Annotated in this window: 18 protein-coding genes; 17 read left to right on the top strand and 1 reads right to left on the bottom strand. The window is 51.3% G+C overall.

Annotated elements, in window-relative coordinates:
* The first annotated feature begins 190 nt into the window (after positions 1-190).
* The 17 genes from rpe to AB5Y89_RS12820 all read left to right on the top strand — a co-directional run bounded on the left by rpe (position 191) and on the right by AB5Y89_RS12820 (position 15,452).
* A complete protein-coding gene (rpe, locus tag AB5Y89_RS12900; protein ID WP_010673828.1) occupies positions 191-865 on the top strand; it encodes a ribulose-phosphate 3-epimerase in 675 nt (224 codons plus the stop codon).
* Positions 852-1,517: a phosphoglycolate phosphatase gene (locus tag AB5Y89_RS12895; protein ID WP_049636543.1), complete on the top strand. Its 666-nt coding sequence runs from the start codon at positions 852-854 to the stop codon at positions 1,515-1,517. Before rpe ends, AB5Y89_RS12895 begins: the two co-directional genes overlap by 14 nt.
* A 39-nt stretch (positions 1,518-1,556) precedes the next feature.
* Positions 1,557-2,561 carry a tryptophan--tRNA ligase gene (gene trpS / locus AB5Y89_RS12890; RefSeq protein WP_010673830.1) on the top strand — a complete coding sequence of 335 codons (1,005 nt, stop codon included), beginning with the start codon at positions 1,557-1,559 and terminating at the stop codon, positions 2,559-2,561.
* Between the two features lie 119 nt (positions 2,562-2,680).
* Positions 2,681-2,896 (top strand): hypothetical protein, encoded by a 216-nt coding sequence (locus AB5Y89_RS12885; protein ID WP_010673831.1) that lies wholly within the window; start codon positions 2,681-2,683, stop codon positions 2,894-2,896.
* Between the two features lie 321 nt (positions 2,897-3,217).
* Positions 3,218-3,799: an aminodeoxychorismate synthase component II gene (locus tag AB5Y89_RS12880; protein ID WP_041215622.1), complete on the top strand. Its 582-nt coding sequence runs from the start codon at positions 3,218-3,220 to the stop codon at positions 3,797-3,799.
* A 278-nt stretch (positions 3,800-4,077) separates the two neighbouring features.
* Complete coding sequence (locus AB5Y89_RS12875) at positions 4,078-5,295, top strand: aspartate aminotransferase family protein (protein WP_039039586.1); 1,218 nt, start codon at positions 4,078-4,080, stop codon at positions 5,293-5,295.
* A gap of 75 nt (positions 5,296-5,370) precedes the next feature.
* Positions 5,371-6,390 (top strand): arginine N-succinyltransferase, encoded by a 1,020-nt coding sequence (gene astA, locus AB5Y89_RS12870; RefSeq protein ID WP_039039587.1) that lies wholly within the window; start codon positions 5,371-5,373, stop codon positions 6,388-6,390.
* Between the two features lie 67 nt (positions 6,391-6,457).
* Positions 6,458-7,927 (top strand): succinylglutamate-semialdehyde dehydrogenase, encoded by a 1,470-nt coding sequence (astD, locus tag AB5Y89_RS12865; RefSeq protein WP_368223941.1) that lies wholly within the window; start codon positions 6,458-6,460, stop codon positions 7,925-7,927.
* Positions 7,928-7,996: 69 nt separating this feature from the next.
* Positions 7,997-8,794, top strand: coding sequence for a DUF1338 domain-containing protein (locus AB5Y89_RS12860; protein WP_039039589.1), 798 nt, complete (start codon positions 7,997-7,999; stop codon positions 8,792-8,794).
* Positions 8,795-9,020: 226 nt separating this feature from the next.
* Positions 9,021-9,443 carry a hypothetical protein gene (locus tag AB5Y89_RS12855; protein WP_368212226.1) on the top strand — a complete coding sequence of 141 codons (423 nt, stop codon included), beginning with the start codon at positions 9,021-9,023 and terminating at the stop codon, positions 9,441-9,443.
* Between the two features lie 234 nt (positions 9,444-9,677).
* Positions 9,678-10,544 (top strand): leucine-rich repeat domain-containing protein, encoded by an 867-nt coding sequence (locus tag AB5Y89_RS12850; RefSeq protein ID WP_342040879.1) that lies wholly within the window; start codon positions 9,678-9,680, stop codon positions 10,542-10,544.
* Between the two features lie 546 nt (positions 10,545-11,090).
* A complete protein-coding gene (locus AB5Y89_RS12845) occupies positions 11,091-11,750 on the top strand; it encodes a hypothetical protein (RefSeq protein WP_139737942.1) in 660 nt (219 codons plus the stop codon).
* 140 nt (positions 11,751-11,890) lie between these two features.
* Positions 11,891-12,259: a hypothetical protein gene (locus AB5Y89_RS12840; protein WP_139737943.1), complete on the top strand. Its 369-nt coding sequence runs from the start codon at positions 11,891-11,893 to the stop codon at positions 12,257-12,259.
* A gap of 105 nt (positions 12,260-12,364) precedes the next feature.
* The gene (locus tag AB5Y89_RS12835; RefSeq protein ID WP_139737944.1) at positions 12,365-12,610 is read left to right on the top strand and encodes a hypothetical protein; all 246 of its coding nucleotides are present in this window, start codon (positions 12,365-12,367) and stop codon (positions 12,608-12,610) included.
* Positions 12,611-13,172: 562 nt separating this feature from the next.
* Positions 13,173-13,838 (top strand): hypothetical protein, encoded by a 666-nt coding sequence (locus tag AB5Y89_RS12830; RefSeq protein ID WP_319859109.1) that lies wholly within the window; start codon positions 13,173-13,175, stop codon positions 13,836-13,838.
* 323 nt (positions 13,839-14,161) lie between these two features.
* Positions 14,162-14,809 (top strand): hypothetical protein, encoded by a 648-nt coding sequence (locus AB5Y89_RS12825; RefSeq protein WP_139737946.1) that lies wholly within the window; start codon positions 14,162-14,164, stop codon positions 14,807-14,809.
* A 292-nt stretch (positions 14,810-15,101) separates the two neighbouring features.
* Positions 15,102-15,452, top strand: a complete 351-nt coding sequence (locus tag AB5Y89_RS12820) for a hypothetical protein (protein ID WP_342040877.1) — start codon at positions 15,102-15,104, stop codon at positions 15,450-15,452.
* A 51-nt stretch (positions 15,453-15,503) separates the two neighbouring features.
* Here the strand turns inward: AB5Y89_RS12820 and AB5Y89_RS12815 are convergent.
* Positions 15,504-15,726: integrase core domain-containing protein (locus AB5Y89_RS12815; RefSeq protein ID WP_368223883.1), on the bottom strand; the 223-nt coding region annotated here is incomplete at its 5' end.

Genomic DNA, 15,726 nt, shown 5'->3' with positions numbered 1-15,726 from the left:
GTGAACAACGGTCCCTGAGGGGGCCGTTGTCATTTCTGATGCTGCCGCTGGCATTCCGTGAGCCGCGCCTGGCATCGTGTGCCAGCCATGGTGCCGGAGCGGCGTGTTCTGTAGATGCGGGTCGTTTTCATCGCCCTTTTACGATAAAATTGCGCCGTTTTTTCTGCCACGCTGCCAATGGATGACGCTGATGAAAGACTTTCTGATTGCCCCCTCTATCCTCTCCGCCGACTTTGCCCGTCTGGGTGAGGATGTGGCCAAGGTGCTGGCCGCCGGGGCCGACGTGGTCCATTTCGATGTGATGGACAACCATTATGTCCCCAACCTGACCATAGGCCCCATGGTCTGTCAGGCGCTGCGCGATTACGGCATCGAAGCGCTCATCGACGTGCACCTGATGGTCAAGCCGGTGGATCGCATCGTGCCTGATTTTGCCAAGGCCGGTGCCAGCCTGATCACCTTCCACCCGGAAGCCTCCGATCACGTGGATCGCACCCTGGGCCTCATCAAGGAGCAGGGTTGCCAGGCCGGTCTGGTGCTGAACCCCGCGACCCCGCTCACCTGCCTGGAGTACGTGATGGACAAGCTGGACGTGATCCTGCTGATGTCTGTCAACCCGGGCTTTGGCGGTCAGAGCTTCATCCCCGGCACCCTCGACAAGCTGCGCCAGGTGCGCCGCCTGATCGACGAGAGCGGCCGCGACATTCGCCTGGAAATCGATGGTGGGGTCAAGGTCGACAACATTCGCGAGATTGCCGAGGCGGGTGCCGACATGTTCGTGGCGGGCTCAGCCATCTTCGGAAAGCCGGATTACAAGGCGGTGATCGACCAGATGCGCGCGGAGCTTGCCCATGTCCGTCGCTGATCGCCCCTTTGACCTGGTGCTGTTCGATCTGGATGGCACGCTGATTGACAGCGCCCCGCAACTGGCGCTGGCGGTCAACCGTACCCTGGCGGAGCTGGGGTTGGCCGAGGCCGACGAGGCCGTGGTGCGTACCTGGGTCGGCAACGGCGCCGACAAGCTGATCCAGCGGGCTCTCGATTACCGCGACGCCCCGGAGCAGTTTGCCAAGGCCCGCCCCCTGTTCGACCGTCACTATCAGGCCTGTCTGCTGGAAGGCCTGGCCATGTATGACGGAGTGGCCCGGAGCCTGCGCCGTCTGCAGGGGCTGGGTTACCAGCAGGCCGTGGTGACCAACAAACCCAGTCACTTCGTGCAGCCCATTCTGGAGGCCCTCGGCATCAGCGACTGTTTCGCACTCTGGCTCGGGGGCAACTGCGTACCCGTCAAGAAACCGAGCCCGGAGCCGCTGTTGCACGCCTGCCACGAGCTGGGTGTCAGCCCGTCCCGCACCCTGATGGTGGGGGATTCCGAAAATGACGTGCTGGCCGCCCAGGCCGCCGGTATGAAGGTGGTGGGGCTCACCTATGGCTACAACTATGGCCGCCCTATCGCAGACTCCCGCCCCGACTGGGTTTGCGAGCAGTTTGCCGAACTCGACGCCCTGCTGGTCTGATCCAGACCGGGCTGGCGGATAACAAGGATTACTACTCTGATGACTAAACCAATCGTATTGAGCGGTGCCCAACCCTCGGGCCAGCTGACCATCGGCAACTACATGGGAGCCCTGCGTCAGTGGGTCAGCATGCAGGATGACTTCGACTGCCTCTATTGCATCGTCGATTTGCACGCCATCACCACCCGCCAGGATCCGGCCGCCTTGCGCAAGGCGTGCCTCGACGCAGCCGCCCTCTATCTGGCGGTGGGCATCGACCCGGCCAAGAGCACCGTCTTCATCCAGTCCCACGTGCCCCAGCACGCCGAGCTCGGCTGGATCCTGAACTGCTACACCCAGATGGGCGAGCTGTCGCGCATGACCCAGTTCAAGGACAAGTCCGCCCGTTTCGAGAACAACGTCAACGTCGGCCTGTTCGGTTATCCGGTGCTGATGGCGGCCGACATTCTGCTTTATCAGGCCAATCAGGTGCCGGTTGGCAATGACCAGAAGCAGCATCTGGAGCTGACCCGCGACATCTGCACCCGCTTCAACAACCTCTATGGCGAAGTCTTCACCCTGCCGGAACCCTTCATTCCGACCGAAGGGGCCCGGGTGATGAGCCTGCAGGACCCGACCAAGAAGATGTCCAAGTCCGACGACAACGAGGCCAACTTCATCGGCTTGCTGGAAGATCCCAAGCAGATCGTCAAGAAGATCAAGCGGGCGATGACCGACTCCGACGAGCCGGCCGTGGTGCGTTTTGATCCCGAAAACAAGCCGGGGGTCTCCAATCTGCTGACCCTGATGTCCGGTGTGACCGGCCGCTCCATCCCGGAGCTGGAGCAGCACTTCGAAGGCAAGATGTACGGCCACCTCAAGAGTGAAACGGCCGATGCCGTGGTCGCCTTGCTGGAACCCATCCAGGCGCGCTTCCGCGAGCTGCGTCAGGATGAGGCCCATCTGCAGGCCATTTTGGCGGCTGGCGCACAAAAGGCGCGTGAAAGGGCTGAAAAAACCCTGATCAGCGTATATGATGTCGTCGGCTTCGTTCCTCGAGCCTGACATACTGGGAAGGTGTAGTAGAAGAGAGCTGGGTGGATGCCTGGCTTTCTTTGTTTTACACCTTCCGGTTTGTCGCAACCTCCCCAATGTCAAACACGGGCTTTGCCCCAAGAGAAAGCATGTCTGTCGAATCACAAACCCTGAGTGAAGAGTTGGGTGACAAGGGTCACTGGCTGCGCAAGTTTCGCAAGGCCAAGAGCCTCAATACCTTGCAGTTGATGGTCTCCAACGCCATCGACAAGCACCACAAGACCCCGGCCATCGCGGCTGCCATCTATCTGGCCGAGTGCCAGCGGGAACGGGAACTGGAACAGGGCCGTTATCTGGACCGCTGAGGTCCGTTGTCAGCCCTTGCCAAGGTGACTCCTTCCCATCTGCCTGTCACGTCCTGTGCCCTTTTCCCGGTCGCCTCCCGTCTCTTTTACCTTGCCATCCTGACATGGAGCGGCTGATGCTGCCCGGTCGGGGAAAGGCCCACCGCCGGGTGGGGTCGACAGGCCCGGATCGCCATTGAAGAGCGGACAGACTGCACAGCAGGTGAGGTGATCGCCGGTTTATTAACGCAAAGAGACATGCCAGAATGCGCGGCGTTTGTCTGCCCGCGCTCGCAACGGGCTGTCCGCTCACCGTCTCTGTCTTATTCCCAGGGTGTTTGCATGCTGCTACTCATCGACAACTACGACTCCTTTACCTGGAACCTGGTGCAATACTTCGGCGCTCTGGGGCAAGAGGTGGTGGTCAGGCGCAACGATGAGTTGAGCCTGGAGGAGATAGCCCGGCTTGCCCCCCGCCATCTGGTGATCTCTCCCGGCCCCTGCACGCCAAACGAGGCGGGCATCTCTTTGGCCGCCATCTCCCGTTTTGCCGGCGAGATCCCCATCCTCGGCGTCTGTCTCGGCCATCAGTCGCTGGCACAGGCCTTTGGTGCCCGGGTGGTGCGTGCCCGTCAGGTGATGCACGGCAAGACTTCTCTCATCCGTCACAAAGGGGAGGGGGTGTTCAAGGGGCTCAACAACCCGCTGCGGGTGACCCGCTATCATTCTCTGGTGGTGGAGGCGGCGTCGCTGCCCGACTGTTTCGAGGTCACCGCCTGGAGCGAACATGCCGACGGCAGCCAGGACGAGATCATGGGGCTGCGGCATAAAACACTGGCGCTGGAGGGAGTGCAGTTCCATCCGGAAAGCATCTTGAGCGAACAGGGGCACCAGTTGCTGGCCAACTTTTTGGCCGTTTCCTGAAAAAATTGAGATGTTTGTCTCAAAACCGTCATGAGGCAAAAAAAAATTTCCCTGAGACTTTATTCACCCTCCTCCCTGTCCAAATTATCTCTTGCCAACACCCCCTGAGCCGTTATGCAATGCGGTTGCCTAAAATCTCAAAGGCAATCGAACATTGTTCCTTATAGGCGGTTAAGTTACAGACTTTTTACTTTTTTTCTGTGATAATTCCGCCACGTTTACACGGATTTAACTTTTGGGCGGTGGATTATTCTGCCGCGAGATAGCAGGAGAGCAATATGTCAGAGTTGTTGGCAGTGACACGTGAAGTGTTTGATGAAGTGATGGTTCCCAACTATGCGCCGGCCAAAATCATCCCGGTGCGCGGCGAGGGGTCACGTGTCTGGGATCAGGAAGGCCGCGAGTATGTGGATTTCGCGGGCGGGATCGCGGTCAATGGCCTGGGCCATTGCCATCCCAAACTGGTCGAGGCCCTGAAATCCCAGGGTGAGAAGCTGTGGCACCTCTCCAACGTGATGACCAACGAGCCGGCCCTGCGCCTGGCCAAGAAACTGGTCGCCGCCACCTTCGCCGAGAAGGTCTATTTCTGCAACTCCGGCGCCGAAGCGAACGAAGCGGCCCTCAAGCTGGCCCGCCGCTACGCCATCGAGAAGTTCGGGGCCCACAAGACCCAGATCATCGCCTTCCACCAGGGCTTCCACGGCCGTACCTTCTTTACCGTCAGCGTCGGCGGCCAGGCTGCCTACTCCGATGGCTTCGGTCCCAAGCCTGCCGACATCACCCACGTCGCCTACAACAACCTGGAGGAGCTGGCTGCCGTCATCTCCGACAACACCTGCGCCGTGGTGATGGAGCCGCTGCAGGGCGAGGGTGGCATCATCAGCCCCACCGACGAGTTTGCCAAGGGTGTGCGCGAGTTGTGCGACAAGCACAACGCCCTGCTGGTTTATGACGAGGTGCAATCCGGTGTCGGTCGAACCGGCGAGCTGTTTGCCTATATGGGCCTGGGCATCACCCCGGACATCCTCACCAGCGCCAAGGCGCTGGGCGGCGGCTTCCCCATCGGGGCCATGCTGACCACCACCGAGATCGCCTCCCACCTGAAAGTGGGCACTCACGGCTCCACCTACGGCGGCAACCCGCTGGCGTGTGCCGTGGCCGAGGCGGTGATCGACGTGGTCAACACCCCGGCAGTGCTGAGCGGCATCAAGCAGCGCGAGCAGCTGTTCCGCGAAGGGCTGGAAGCCATCAACGCCAAGTACCACTGCTTCAGCGAAGTGCGCGGCAAGGGCCTGCTGCTGGGCGCCGTGCTCAACGATGACTTCAAGGGCCGCTCCCGAGACTTCCTGCTGGCCTCCATCGATCAGGGTCTGATGGCGCTGGTTGCCGGTACCAACGTGGTGCGTTTTGCTCCCTCCCTGGTGATCCCGGAAGCGGACATCAAGGAAGGGCTGGCCCGGTTCGAGAAAGCGGTCGCTCAGGTGGTCAACGCCTGATCCAAATTGAGGTGGGGAGCCCTCCCGGCAGGAGCCGGGACCCCACCTGTCGTCAATGAAAGGGAGTTGTCATTTATGTTGGTTATCCGTCCTATCGAGCAGCGCGACTTCGCCGGCCTCAAGACCTGTGCCATCGAATCCGGCACCGGCATGACATCCTTGCCGGTCAACGATGAGCTGCTGCAACGCAAGATCGATGCCTCGACCCAGACCTTCCTGGACAAGCCCGCCGGCAAGGGCGAGTGCCTCTATTTCTTCGTGGCCGAGGATCTGGAGACCGGGGAGATGGTCGGTACCTGCGCCATCGACGCGGCGGTCGGCCTGTCCCAGGCGTTCTACAACTATCACATCGGCAAGGTGGTGCACTCCTCCCCCAAGCTCGGCATCTACAATGTCGTGGAAACCCTCACCCTCTCCAACGACTACACCGGCAATTCCGAGCTCTGCACCCTGTTTCTGCGTGAATGCGCCCGCGAGGGGCTCAACGGCCGTCTGCTCTCCAAGCACCGTTTCCTGTTCATGGCCGAACACCCCGAGCTGTTTGACAGTACCGTCTTTGCCGAGATGCGTGGTGTCTCCGATGGCAACGGCCACAGCCCCTTCTACGAGTGGTTGCAAAAACATTTCTTCTCGATGGATTTTCCCACAGTCGACTATCTCACCGGTATCGGCAAGAAGCGCTTCATCGCCGAGCTGATGCCCAAGTACCCCATCTACGTCAATCTGCTGAGCAACGAGGCGCGCGCCGTCATCGGCAAGACCCACGAAAAGACCCGGCCTGCCCTCAAGATGCTGCAGGATGAGGGGTTCGTGAATCGCGGCTATGTCGACATCTTCGACGCCGGCCCCACCGTCGAATGCGAGGTGAAGAACATTCGCAGCGTGCGCCGCAGCCAGAAGCTGGCGGTGCTGGTGGGTGAGCCCATCGGCGGCCATACCTACCTCATCTGCAACACCAGGTTCGAGCAATACCGCGCCTGCTACGGCAACATCCGGGTCGATCTGGACAAGCACGAAGCCATCATTCCGCCCAAGATGGCGGCCGCCCTCAAGGTGGAAAATGGCGACATGGTGCGCGTCGTCGATCTGGATTGACCCGCCCCGCAGCACAGCATTGAGACAGGCTGCCGAGGCGGCCTGCGTACCCACAGGGAGTGAATTGATGATGTCTTTAGTCCAGTTTATCGATGGCCAGTGGCTGGCCGGTGAAGGCAAGCCGTTCGAATCCATCGACCCGGCCAAAAACGAGCTGATCTGGCGTGGTGAGGCGGCAAGCCAGTCCCAGGTGGATGCGGCCGTCAAGGCGGCCCGCACGGCCTTCTACCATTGGTCCGATCTAGCCCTTGAAGAGCGCCTTGCCATCGTGCGCCGCTATGCCGACCTGCTCGGCGAGCACAAGGAGGCGCTGGCCCTGACCATCGCCCGTGAAACCGGCAAGCCCCTGTGGGAGACCCGCACCGAAGTGGCGGCCATGCAGGGCAAGATTGCCATCTCCATCCGTGCCCATGACGAGCGTACCGGCACGGTGGAAAACCCCATGCCGGGCGCCAAGGCGTTCGTGCGCCACAAGCCCCATGGCGTCGTGGCCGTGTTCGGCCCCTACAACTTCCCGGGCCACCTGCCCAACGGCCACATTGTGCCAGCGCTCATCGCCGGCAATGCGGTCGTGTTCAAGCCTTCCGAGCTGACCCCCATGGTGGCTGAAGCCATGGTCAAGGTGTGGCAGGAGGCGGGGCTGCCCAAGGGGGTGCTCAACCTGGTGCAGGGGGAGGTCGACACCGGCAAGGCGCTGGCGGGCAATACGGACATCGACGGCCTCTTCTTCACCGGCTCCTCCCGTACCGGCCACTTCCTGCATCAGCAGTTTGCCGGCCAGCCGGGCAAGATCCTGGCACTGGAGATGGGTGGCAACAACCCGCTGATCGTGAAAGATGTGAGCGACATCGACGGCGCCGTCCATGCCATCGTGCAGTCCGCCTTCATTACCTCCGGTCAGCGCTGCACCTGCTCGCGCCGTCTGTTTGTCGAGCGAGGCGAGCGGGGCGATGCCCTGGTCAAGCGCCTGGTGGAGGTGGTCGGCCAGATCAAGGTCGGCCTCTATGACGCCGCCGAGCAGCCGTTCATGGGCGCCATGATCAGCGAGAAGGCCGCACTCGGCATGGTCGAGGCGCAAGCCAACCTGCAGCGCCTCGGTGGTGAAAGCCTGCTTGCCCTCAAGCACCTAGAAGCGGGCACCGGCTTTGTCTCCCCGGGCATCATAGACGTGACCGCGGTCAGCGCGCTGCCGGATGAGGAGTACTTCGGCCCGCTGCTGCAGCTCATTCGCTACGACGACTTCGATGCGGCCATCGAGAAGGCGAACGCCACCAGTTTCGGTCTCTCGGCCGGCCTGCTCGGTGACAATGAAGCGGACTGGAACCACTTCTTCAAGCGCATCCGTGCCGGTATCGTCAACTGGAACAAGCCCATCACGGGTGCCTCCAGTGCCGCGCCGTTTGGCGGCATCGGTGCCTCCGGCAACCACAGGGCGAGCGCCTACTACGCCGCCGACTACTGTGCTTACCCGGTCGCCTCCGTCGAAGACAGCAAGGCTGCTATGCCGGATCAGCTGTCTCCCGGTCTGACCTTCTGATAACAAGAAAATAAAAGAGGGGCACTGAACAGGTGCCCCTGTCTGTACCCGCAATCAAAGGAAAGAGAGATGCAAAAGGATATCGACACCCTGTTTGGCCATCTGTGGGACAACTACATTCAGGTCACCCCCAGTGCTCACAAGGTTCATCAACTGCTGGGCGGCGGTGCCCCCATCATCAACGATCACGTGGCGTTTCGGACCTACAACCTGCCCAAGCTCGGTCTCGAGAAACTGGCGGCCCACTTCCGCGCCCTGGGGTACGAAGAGAAGGGCGAGTATGTATTCAAGGCCAAGAAGCTCTATGCCAAACACTTCGAGCATAAAGATCCTGATGCGCCCAAGGTGTTCATCAGCGAGCTGAAGGTGGAAGAGCTCTCCGAAGGTGCCCAGGCCATCATCCACAAGCTGGTGGATCAGGTACCCGATCACCTCACCGACACCCCGGCCTTCCTCTACGCCGGCGCGCCCTGGCAGGTCTCTCACACCGACTACCAGACCCTGCTGGCAGAGAGCGAGTATGCCGCCTGGATGGCCGCCTGGGGTTATCGTGCCAACCACTTCACCGTCAACATCAACCGCCTGAAGGACTTCGACACCATCCAGCAGGTGAATGCGGCGCTCAAGGCGGCAGGCTTCGTGCTCAACACCGTTGGCGGCGAGGTGAAGGGCGATCCCGAGGTGATGCTGGAGCAATCCTCCACCATGGCAGACAAGGCCGAGGTGCCCTTCAGCGACGGCGTGCGCACCATCCCGAGCTGCTTTTACGAGTTTGCCCTGCGCTATCCGCAGGCCGACGGCGTGCTCTACCCTGGCTTCGTCGAAGCGTCGGCCGACAAGATCTTCGAATCCACCAACGCCATGTAATGGCCGCCATGAAAACAACGCCCCGCCTGGGGCGTTTTTATTTTGGATTAAATACGGTCAAATTATTGCTGTGGTGTAGTGCCCTGTCGGGCTAAGCGCTTGCCCAAAAGAATGAATAAAGTCATTTGATATGCATCATTGAAATACTCCATTAAACATTTGATGCCAAAACGAAATGCTGAACTATGTCTGTAGCATGTGACTGATTTTTAAGTGAGAGTATTTTATGCGATTTTTAATTTCCCCCTTTGTGGGGGCAGGGAAAATCAAGTTTGGCATGACTCCTGACCAAGTGAGATTATTATTAGGGGGAGTGTTTGACTCTTTTAAAAGAGCGGAGGAGTCTGTCTTCCCATGTGATTACTTTGAGAATTTGGGCGTGTTCGCATATTACAACGCCTCTGGCGTTTTGGAGGCGATAGAGTTTACTGAACCAGCGGTTCCAGAGTTCGAAGAAATGGACTTGCTAAAAATTCATTTCAAGGACTTGATCACGTATCTTTCAGATAAAGACAAGGGCCTAGAAGTAGAGTCTGATTCGCTAACATCCCATGTGCTGGGGATTGGCGCATACGCTCCTGATGCGGATGACAACACATCATTACCTGCTGAAAGTATTATCGTCTTTGAAAATGGCTATTATGATTGATTCGAGTCAGTTGATATTTCGATAAGTATTTGTTAAGTCCTATGATTATTAAGATAAGTATAAAAATTAGCTAGGCTGTAATCAATATGTTCATGTTACAGAATTTTACTTGGAAGATAGATGAAGAGTAGGCGGAGGAACATCGAATTAAGAACCATGGGTGGTATGCTTGCCCATTTCTCCAAAACGTATCAAACAACATTTACCCCATTGGTATAAATAGGAGGTAATTCCTTGATAAATAATGAAAAATATTTTATCGATGAGGTTGAAAATGGAATGGGACGTTGCCTTGTCTTGACAGCTCCTTGGTCGGATAGTTTTAAATCAATAATCGATAAAGAAAATATTTCAGTGCTCCGTTTAAGTCAATCCGCAGGCTGGAATGGAAATGACATTTCATTTATAAATTACTTGCCTTCTCTTTCTGGCGTTGAAATTTATTCTTGTGGTGTCAAGGATATCACTCCATTAGAGTCTATCAGTAATCTTTATTATTTAGGATTACAGTGTGAGTTTACGAAGGCTCCTGATTTTTCCAAACTAAAAAAATTAAAAGTACTTAAGCTTTTTTGGAGGCCTAAAGCGAAGACGATTTTCTCTTGTGATGAATTGAATCTGCTAAATATTGTTAACTATCCTTCAGAAAACTTGAAAGAACTTAATAGAATGTCTTTATTAAGACGTCTACAACTAACCTCCAAAAAAATAAAATCATTGTCAGGAATAGAGGAACTTAGCTCGTTATCCATTCTAGATTTGGCCGACTGTCCTAAGCTAGAAGATCTTTCAGGCATAGATAAGTGTCAGCAGATAGAGATTGTAGAAATTGAAAACTGTAAAAGAGTTTATGATATAGCTATTTTGAGTGAGCTAAAAAACCTCAAAGAGATTGTATTAACTGACTGTGGGGCAGTTAAATCTTTGAGGCCACTTGCACACAGCCAATCATTAGAAAGTATCATCTTTATAGGGGACACAACCATTGAAGATGGAGAATTAACGTCCTTGTTGGACATTCCCACATTAAAGAAAATGTTGTTTGCTAATAAGCGTCACTACTCCCATACCCGAGAGGAGGTGATGGAAGTGTTATCTTGAGTAATCAATCATGAATGATATTCATGCATTTTTTTGAGGGTAGCTTACAACCCGGAAGAAAAGTTATGTATGTCAAGATTGCTCACAATCTTATCTTGCCGATTATCTGCTGAGCATGTTGCCAACACTCGAACTGGTATCAGAAATCTTGTCAATGACGTTGTTCGGAAAATAAGAATAACCGTGATGATGCCAGCCCCCTTCGTACCTGCTTGCTGGGGAGGCTACTAGTGTTGCAGTCAAGGAAGAGAAATCAGCTGAGTTGAAAAGAAGTACACTGAGATGCGACTATGAGTACTTAAAATCAGTTTCTCTATCTGATTCAGGATACAGACATCGATAGTGAAAAGAAAGACATCAGCGATCAGTGACTTAATGAAAGTAGTGCTTCCCATGGAGTCAATTATCAACTTGAAGATGATGGCTCATCAATTGAATTTGGAGCAATATCGAGGGAAGGAAAAATCCACTTTGAAGAAGGCATTCGCCAACCAGAGTATGAACTGCCATATCAAAAAAGGCCAAACAATATAGGTTTGTATGGATATGAAACTGACAGAATTTAGTTTGTGGGCATTTAAACTTGAACTTGGTTTGGCACGAAAATTCACGCTGTTCAGCAGATGTGTTTGTGCCCATTTTGAGCGCCACTTTGATCCTATAGAAACAGATGGTGTTTATAGGGTTGTTGTAAAACTTTGTGGGCCAGATGAAAGAGTTGGTACCACTGAGTTAAGTAGCTCAGTGATTAAGTATTATAAGACGTTCGATTTTGACTATTTTGAGGGGTTGAATATAATCGCCAAGAAAAGGTTTCTTCTTGATGCACTATACAGCTCACTTATTTCATTGTGCGATATGGAAGGATGGCCGAAGAGCCCCTTTCATGAAGCGTACGAGATGGTTGTTCGAGAAAATTTTGTGAATTTATACACAATAAAACGTAAGTTAAGTCGGAATAAAAGCATGTCAGCTGAGTTGGTGGGAAGTCATGATGAAGAAGCGTTTAACTGTTTCATTGTGATAAAAGATAATGATGGTAAAGAGCTTCTTAATGAACACCTTTTCTCTGAAGAACCGGATGAGTTTTTATTTAATGCTCGTATTGGTGATATTAGATGGGTTGACAAAACGACTGTTCGGTATCAATCAAAGGATAAGAAAGAATTAGGTCTGTTTGATATTGGAGATGTAACCTCCGATTAAATGACATTGCAAAGAGTTACGATGATTGTGCAGATATAGCTATCACTAAAGTAGTTCACGAAAAGAAAGATCACTGTGATTATGGCAAGATGCCTTCGTTTCCTATTCTAGGAAGCGAGAATCGAGTTGGTTGGGTGTAGTTGAAAATCTGGTTGATGCCTGACTCTATAGCATTCAACGTGATATATGAGTCACTGCTCTTGAGTAGTATCGGCAGAGCTTCGCTCTCGCAGGGCTGGATTCAGGAGCCAAGATGCTTCATATTGGTTTCATCGATAAAGGCTACCGAATCAACGGCGAGTGCTGTTAAAGTTACCACCAAGGCAGAGGAGACTCTGGGGGTTGTAAAGGGGGAAGACGAAATTGGAACAATCTCCACTCGCACCACAAAAAATACAATTCTATTAGGTGGTCAACCAGGTGAGTTTGGAGTTAAGATTACATACAAAGATGGCTCTGAGTTCGATATGACAAAAACTCGTGTTAAAGAAACGGAAGTAAATTCCTAAAAACCAGATCGTACGAGACCTAAACGGAATTAAGATGTTTTAGTACGAAAATAGCCCCAGCCCAGGAAGAACTAGGTTGGTTTAAGAGTATTGATTGGTAAGGCTATGATTGATTCAAAAACAGGTGAGCGAATAGTTGTATTGATCAACGATGATTCAGGTCCATACATCAGAGTATCAACTTGGAATGATGCCGATGGGTTGGAGGATTTATTGTCAGGAAAATATGATGTCCTTTATGAAATGAAAACTCCTGAAGAATTTAAAGCTGACGGAGGAAAAGAGTATTATTTTGGTAATGCTGCTGATCCCGATAAGCTTCAAAGAATTCTTGATGATATTAACCTGTAGTTATTAAAGCTCATATCTTTGATGTTTTTAATATGCAGCTTGCTGAATCACTCTTTCTCACACTTCACTGAAAATCCTGTTGTAAAGGGAGGGGATGGAAAAATACAAGTAATCCCTGATCGTAAATCTCATATCCATATCGCCATATCGCAGAGTTTCCCTCTTCCAAGGCTGGATTCAGGAGCCAAGATGCTTCATATTGGTTTCATCGATATCAAGACTACCGGATCAACGGCGAGTGCTGCTAAAGTTGCCACCAAGACAGAAGGTGCTGCGGGGGGAAAAAATTCGACATCCCAAGGATGTAAAGCGGCTTAAGCCAAAGAGACAGACCTTTCGAGCTACTAAAAGAGGTGCAAAAATACCGACATCGCAGACACATTTAACCCATTTAAAGGTCTTCCCGCGGATAAGTTAGGTACGAGAAGAACGGCGATAGAGTATGACTTTGGTGACAGTTATAAAGTTCAATATCATCCCGAAGACCATAATTTATCCGATGTAAATGGATATAAAGAAGCGCATTTAAATAATGGTGGTAAGGGGTTAATGAGTAACTATCATGAATATTAACACTATGAATAAACTTTTTTGTGATCATTGTATGGTGAGTGATGATGACTATGAGTTTAATCGGTTTGACAAGTCGTCTCTGAAAGACACTGTAAGTGTTACTAAAATCTATGTAAACGGTGAGAGTTATTCGGCATGGAAAGACTCTGCATCTATAATATTTAATTATATAGAGGATAAATATCTTTCTAAAAAAATAGATATATACTGTTTTATCGTTAGCCCTTCTTGGAGATTGGACTCTCGTATTGTGCGATACAATGGACTAAGTAGGTCGATAAATAAACTTGTTGATGGACAACCATTGAGCTTTATTCTCGAGAGAACAGTTTTTAGTGATAATTACGTAATCTTTTATGGTGTCGTTAGGCTAACACGGGAAAATGCTAAATTCATATTGAATTTTATATCTGAGAGTGAAAGTGGTATTTTGTTTTCAAAAGAAATCGTTAAAGAGACCGTTCATGATGGTGATTTTACTCTGTTGATAGATGAATTGTCGTCTCTTATATCTAGAGAAACTAAAACATCTACTTTCAACCTAAATGTAGTCGATGCCATAAAAGTAATTTTGAGTCGAGGGAGTCACGCTATTTTCCCTTATGCTTGGGAAGAAACCGGTGACTATCATCTGGATGTATTTAACAATGTTTGATACGGTCTATGTATATTATAGGTGCACATTGGTAATGTCGGATACATCATGATTTTATATATGATCCCTCATAGAGTAATATTCTATTAATGTTGATGTGAGTGTCAAAATCAACACCAAGGCTACCGGATCAACGGCGAGTGCTGCTAACGTTGCCAGCATTACATAGGAGGTGACGAGGGTTGCAAAGAAGGTGCGTTGCAACATGAGATTTAGGCTCTGGAATAAATACCAGAACGGTAAAATCAGTGATAATACTGTAGGTCATGAACAGGACCCATGGCGATCATGAAAATAGATGGCCCACTTGAATGACAAGGCTGGTGAAGACATTGATGACTAATATTAATGTTGTATGCACGTTGGACGTTTCAAGAGAAAACGAAACGTACAATCTCAGTGAAATTTCTCAAATGGTTAATTTGAAGGTAGCTGCCGTTCGATGGCAGATTTCTTCTCGAAATCGCCTTGAAGCGCGAATTATAGTTTTAAGGTTTATTTTTAGTCTTATTGTTAAAAAAATACCTGGATTTAAGTTGTGGTGTGTTGTTGGTGACTCAGTTTGGCAAAGTGATACACGGATTATAAGACACAATAAACTTTTTAAGAGATTAAAGGAACGAGGGGTAGAGATAAGCCACGCAGCTCACTTTTTGGAAGAACTAGTAGAATCAGATGGAAAGTTGAAGTTATTTGGTGCTGCTCAATTATCTGAGTTGTCAATTGAATCAGTGGTGAGTTTGATGGAGGAGGAATCATGCTCCTATCTTATTGCTGTGCCAGAAGAGTTTGAAGTTCATGCGTTAATATGCAGAGGGTGGAATGCTAGTGAATTGATAGATACAAGGTTATTGTGCGAGATTGTTAAAAGTAATGGTCTGGTTCTTAAAATGGTTGGTGCCTTTGATGATCCAGAGTCAGGGTTCGTCGGAATAGGGACGCCAGAGATGGTGAAGGTGTTAGTTGCGTAACTTTATAAGAGAGTCAAGGACGAGAGCAGTGTACTGATATAATAAATAAGAAAGGTATGGTGACGGACTTCGCCTTTGTGGGTACCAGATGTGCGAGTTTTTATACAGAGATATGGGCAGATCTAAAATCTTGACCATGTGGGTAGTCGAGATTTTGTGAAGAGAGTATGCAGAAGTGCATTGATTTATGGTTTAATATTTTCATAAGTATAGATAATGATCTTGGAAAATTTGAACTCTTCTTAAATGTGATGTCAGGATTTTTGGGTGGTGTCAAAATTAGGGGGTGATTATGTCATATCGTGATGCACTGAATGAGGCTATTCAGCATTGGAACTCAGGCTCTATAGAGGATGAGTGGTTTTTTGAAAAGTTTAGAGATGATGCCATCTGCAAAATGAGTCCATCTGAAGCATTTTGTTTTATAAGTGAAACTATCGAATTTTTAATCAGGGAAGATGATGAGTCTACCGCTTGCGAAATATTGCAAACGATTATTGGTCTTGCAAGCAAAAGCCAAACAACTGAAGTGCCGAATGCTCTTGTCGAGAATAGGGAAGTAATTGAAAGCCAGTTTTGTCAGAGAGGTGAGTACTCAAAAGGTAAGCTTGCAGAGTTGTTTAGGTATTATAGAATTTCGTGATGTGTACAGATCTAGTTATCACCTGACACCGGCCTCAAACCGGTGTCTTGTTTACGCTACTTTAGTGCGCACTTCCTTCGGTATCAATTTCAGACCCTTTTTGAACATGCTGTAGGGAGTCTGTCCTTCCATCATCCTGCCTTGATGTGGCCGCTGGGTGTTGTAGTGATCCAGATAGCTGTCCAGGTCTGTCTGCATCTGCTCTACCGACTCATACCAGGTTGTCCTCCCCTTGATACGGAAGTGTTCATCCAGCAGGGTGCGATGTAGCCGC

It is taken from the genome of Aeromonas sp. s4 (assembly GCF_040907855.1).
In the GTDB taxonomy this organism is placed as follows: Bacteria; Pseudomonadota; Gammaproteobacteria; order Enterobacterales; family Aeromonadaceae; genus Aeromonas; species Aeromonas caviae.
The sequence above is the reverse complement of the archived record's forward strand: the minus strand, read 5'-3'. Positions and strand labels throughout refer to the sequence as shown.

Coding starts and splice junctions, on each gene's coding strand:
- AB5Y89_RS12895 (WP_049636543.1), top strand. CDS start 852: ATGTCCGTCGCTGATCGCCCCTTTGACCTGGTGCTGTTCGATCTGGAT.
- AB5Y89_RS12860 (WP_039039589.1), top strand. CDS start 7,997: ATGCAAAAGGATATCGACACCCTGTTTGGCCATCTGTGGGACAACTAC.
- AB5Y89_RS12880 (WP_041215622.1), top strand. CDS start 3,218: ATGCTGCTACTCATCGACAACTACGACTCCTTTACCTGGAACCTGGTG.
- AB5Y89_RS12845 (WP_139737942.1), top strand. CDS start 11,091: ATGAAACTGACAGAATTTAGTTTGTGGGCATTTAAACTTGAACTTGGT.
- AB5Y89_RS12830 (WP_319859109.1), top strand. CDS start 13,173: ATGAATATTAACACTATGAATAAACTTTTTTGTGATCATTGTATGGTG.
- AB5Y89_RS12875 (WP_039039586.1), top strand. CDS start 4,078: ATGTCAGAGTTGTTGGCAGTGACACGTGAAGTGTTTGATGAAGTGATG.
- AB5Y89_RS12855 (WP_368212226.1), top strand. CDS start 9,021: ATGCGATTTTTAATTTCCCCCTTTGTGGGGGCAGGGAAAATCAAGTTT.
- astD (WP_368223941.1), top strand. CDS start 6,458: ATGATGTCTTTAGTCCAGTTTATCGATGGCCAGTGGCTGGCCGGTGAA.
- rpe (WP_010673828.1), top strand. CDS start 191: ATGAAAGACTTTCTGATTGCCCCCTCTATCCTCTCCGCCGACTTTGCC.
- AB5Y89_RS12835 (WP_139737944.1), top strand. CDS start 12,365: ATGATTGATTCAAAAACAGGTGAGCGAATAGTTGTATTGATCAACGAT.
- trpS (WP_010673830.1), top strand. CDS start 1,557: ATGACTAAACCAATCGTATTGAGCGGTGCCCAACCCTCGGGCCAGCTG.
- AB5Y89_RS12885 (WP_010673831.1), top strand. CDS start 2,681: ATGTCTGTCGAATCACAAACCCTGAGTGAAGAGTTGGGTGACAAGGGT.
- astA (WP_039039587.1), top strand. CDS start 5,371: ATGTTGGTTATCCGTCCTATCGAGCAGCGCGACTTCGCCGGCCTCAAG.
- AB5Y89_RS12820 (WP_342040877.1), top strand. CDS start 15,102: ATGTCATATCGTGATGCACTGAATGAGGCTATTCAGCATTGGAACTCA.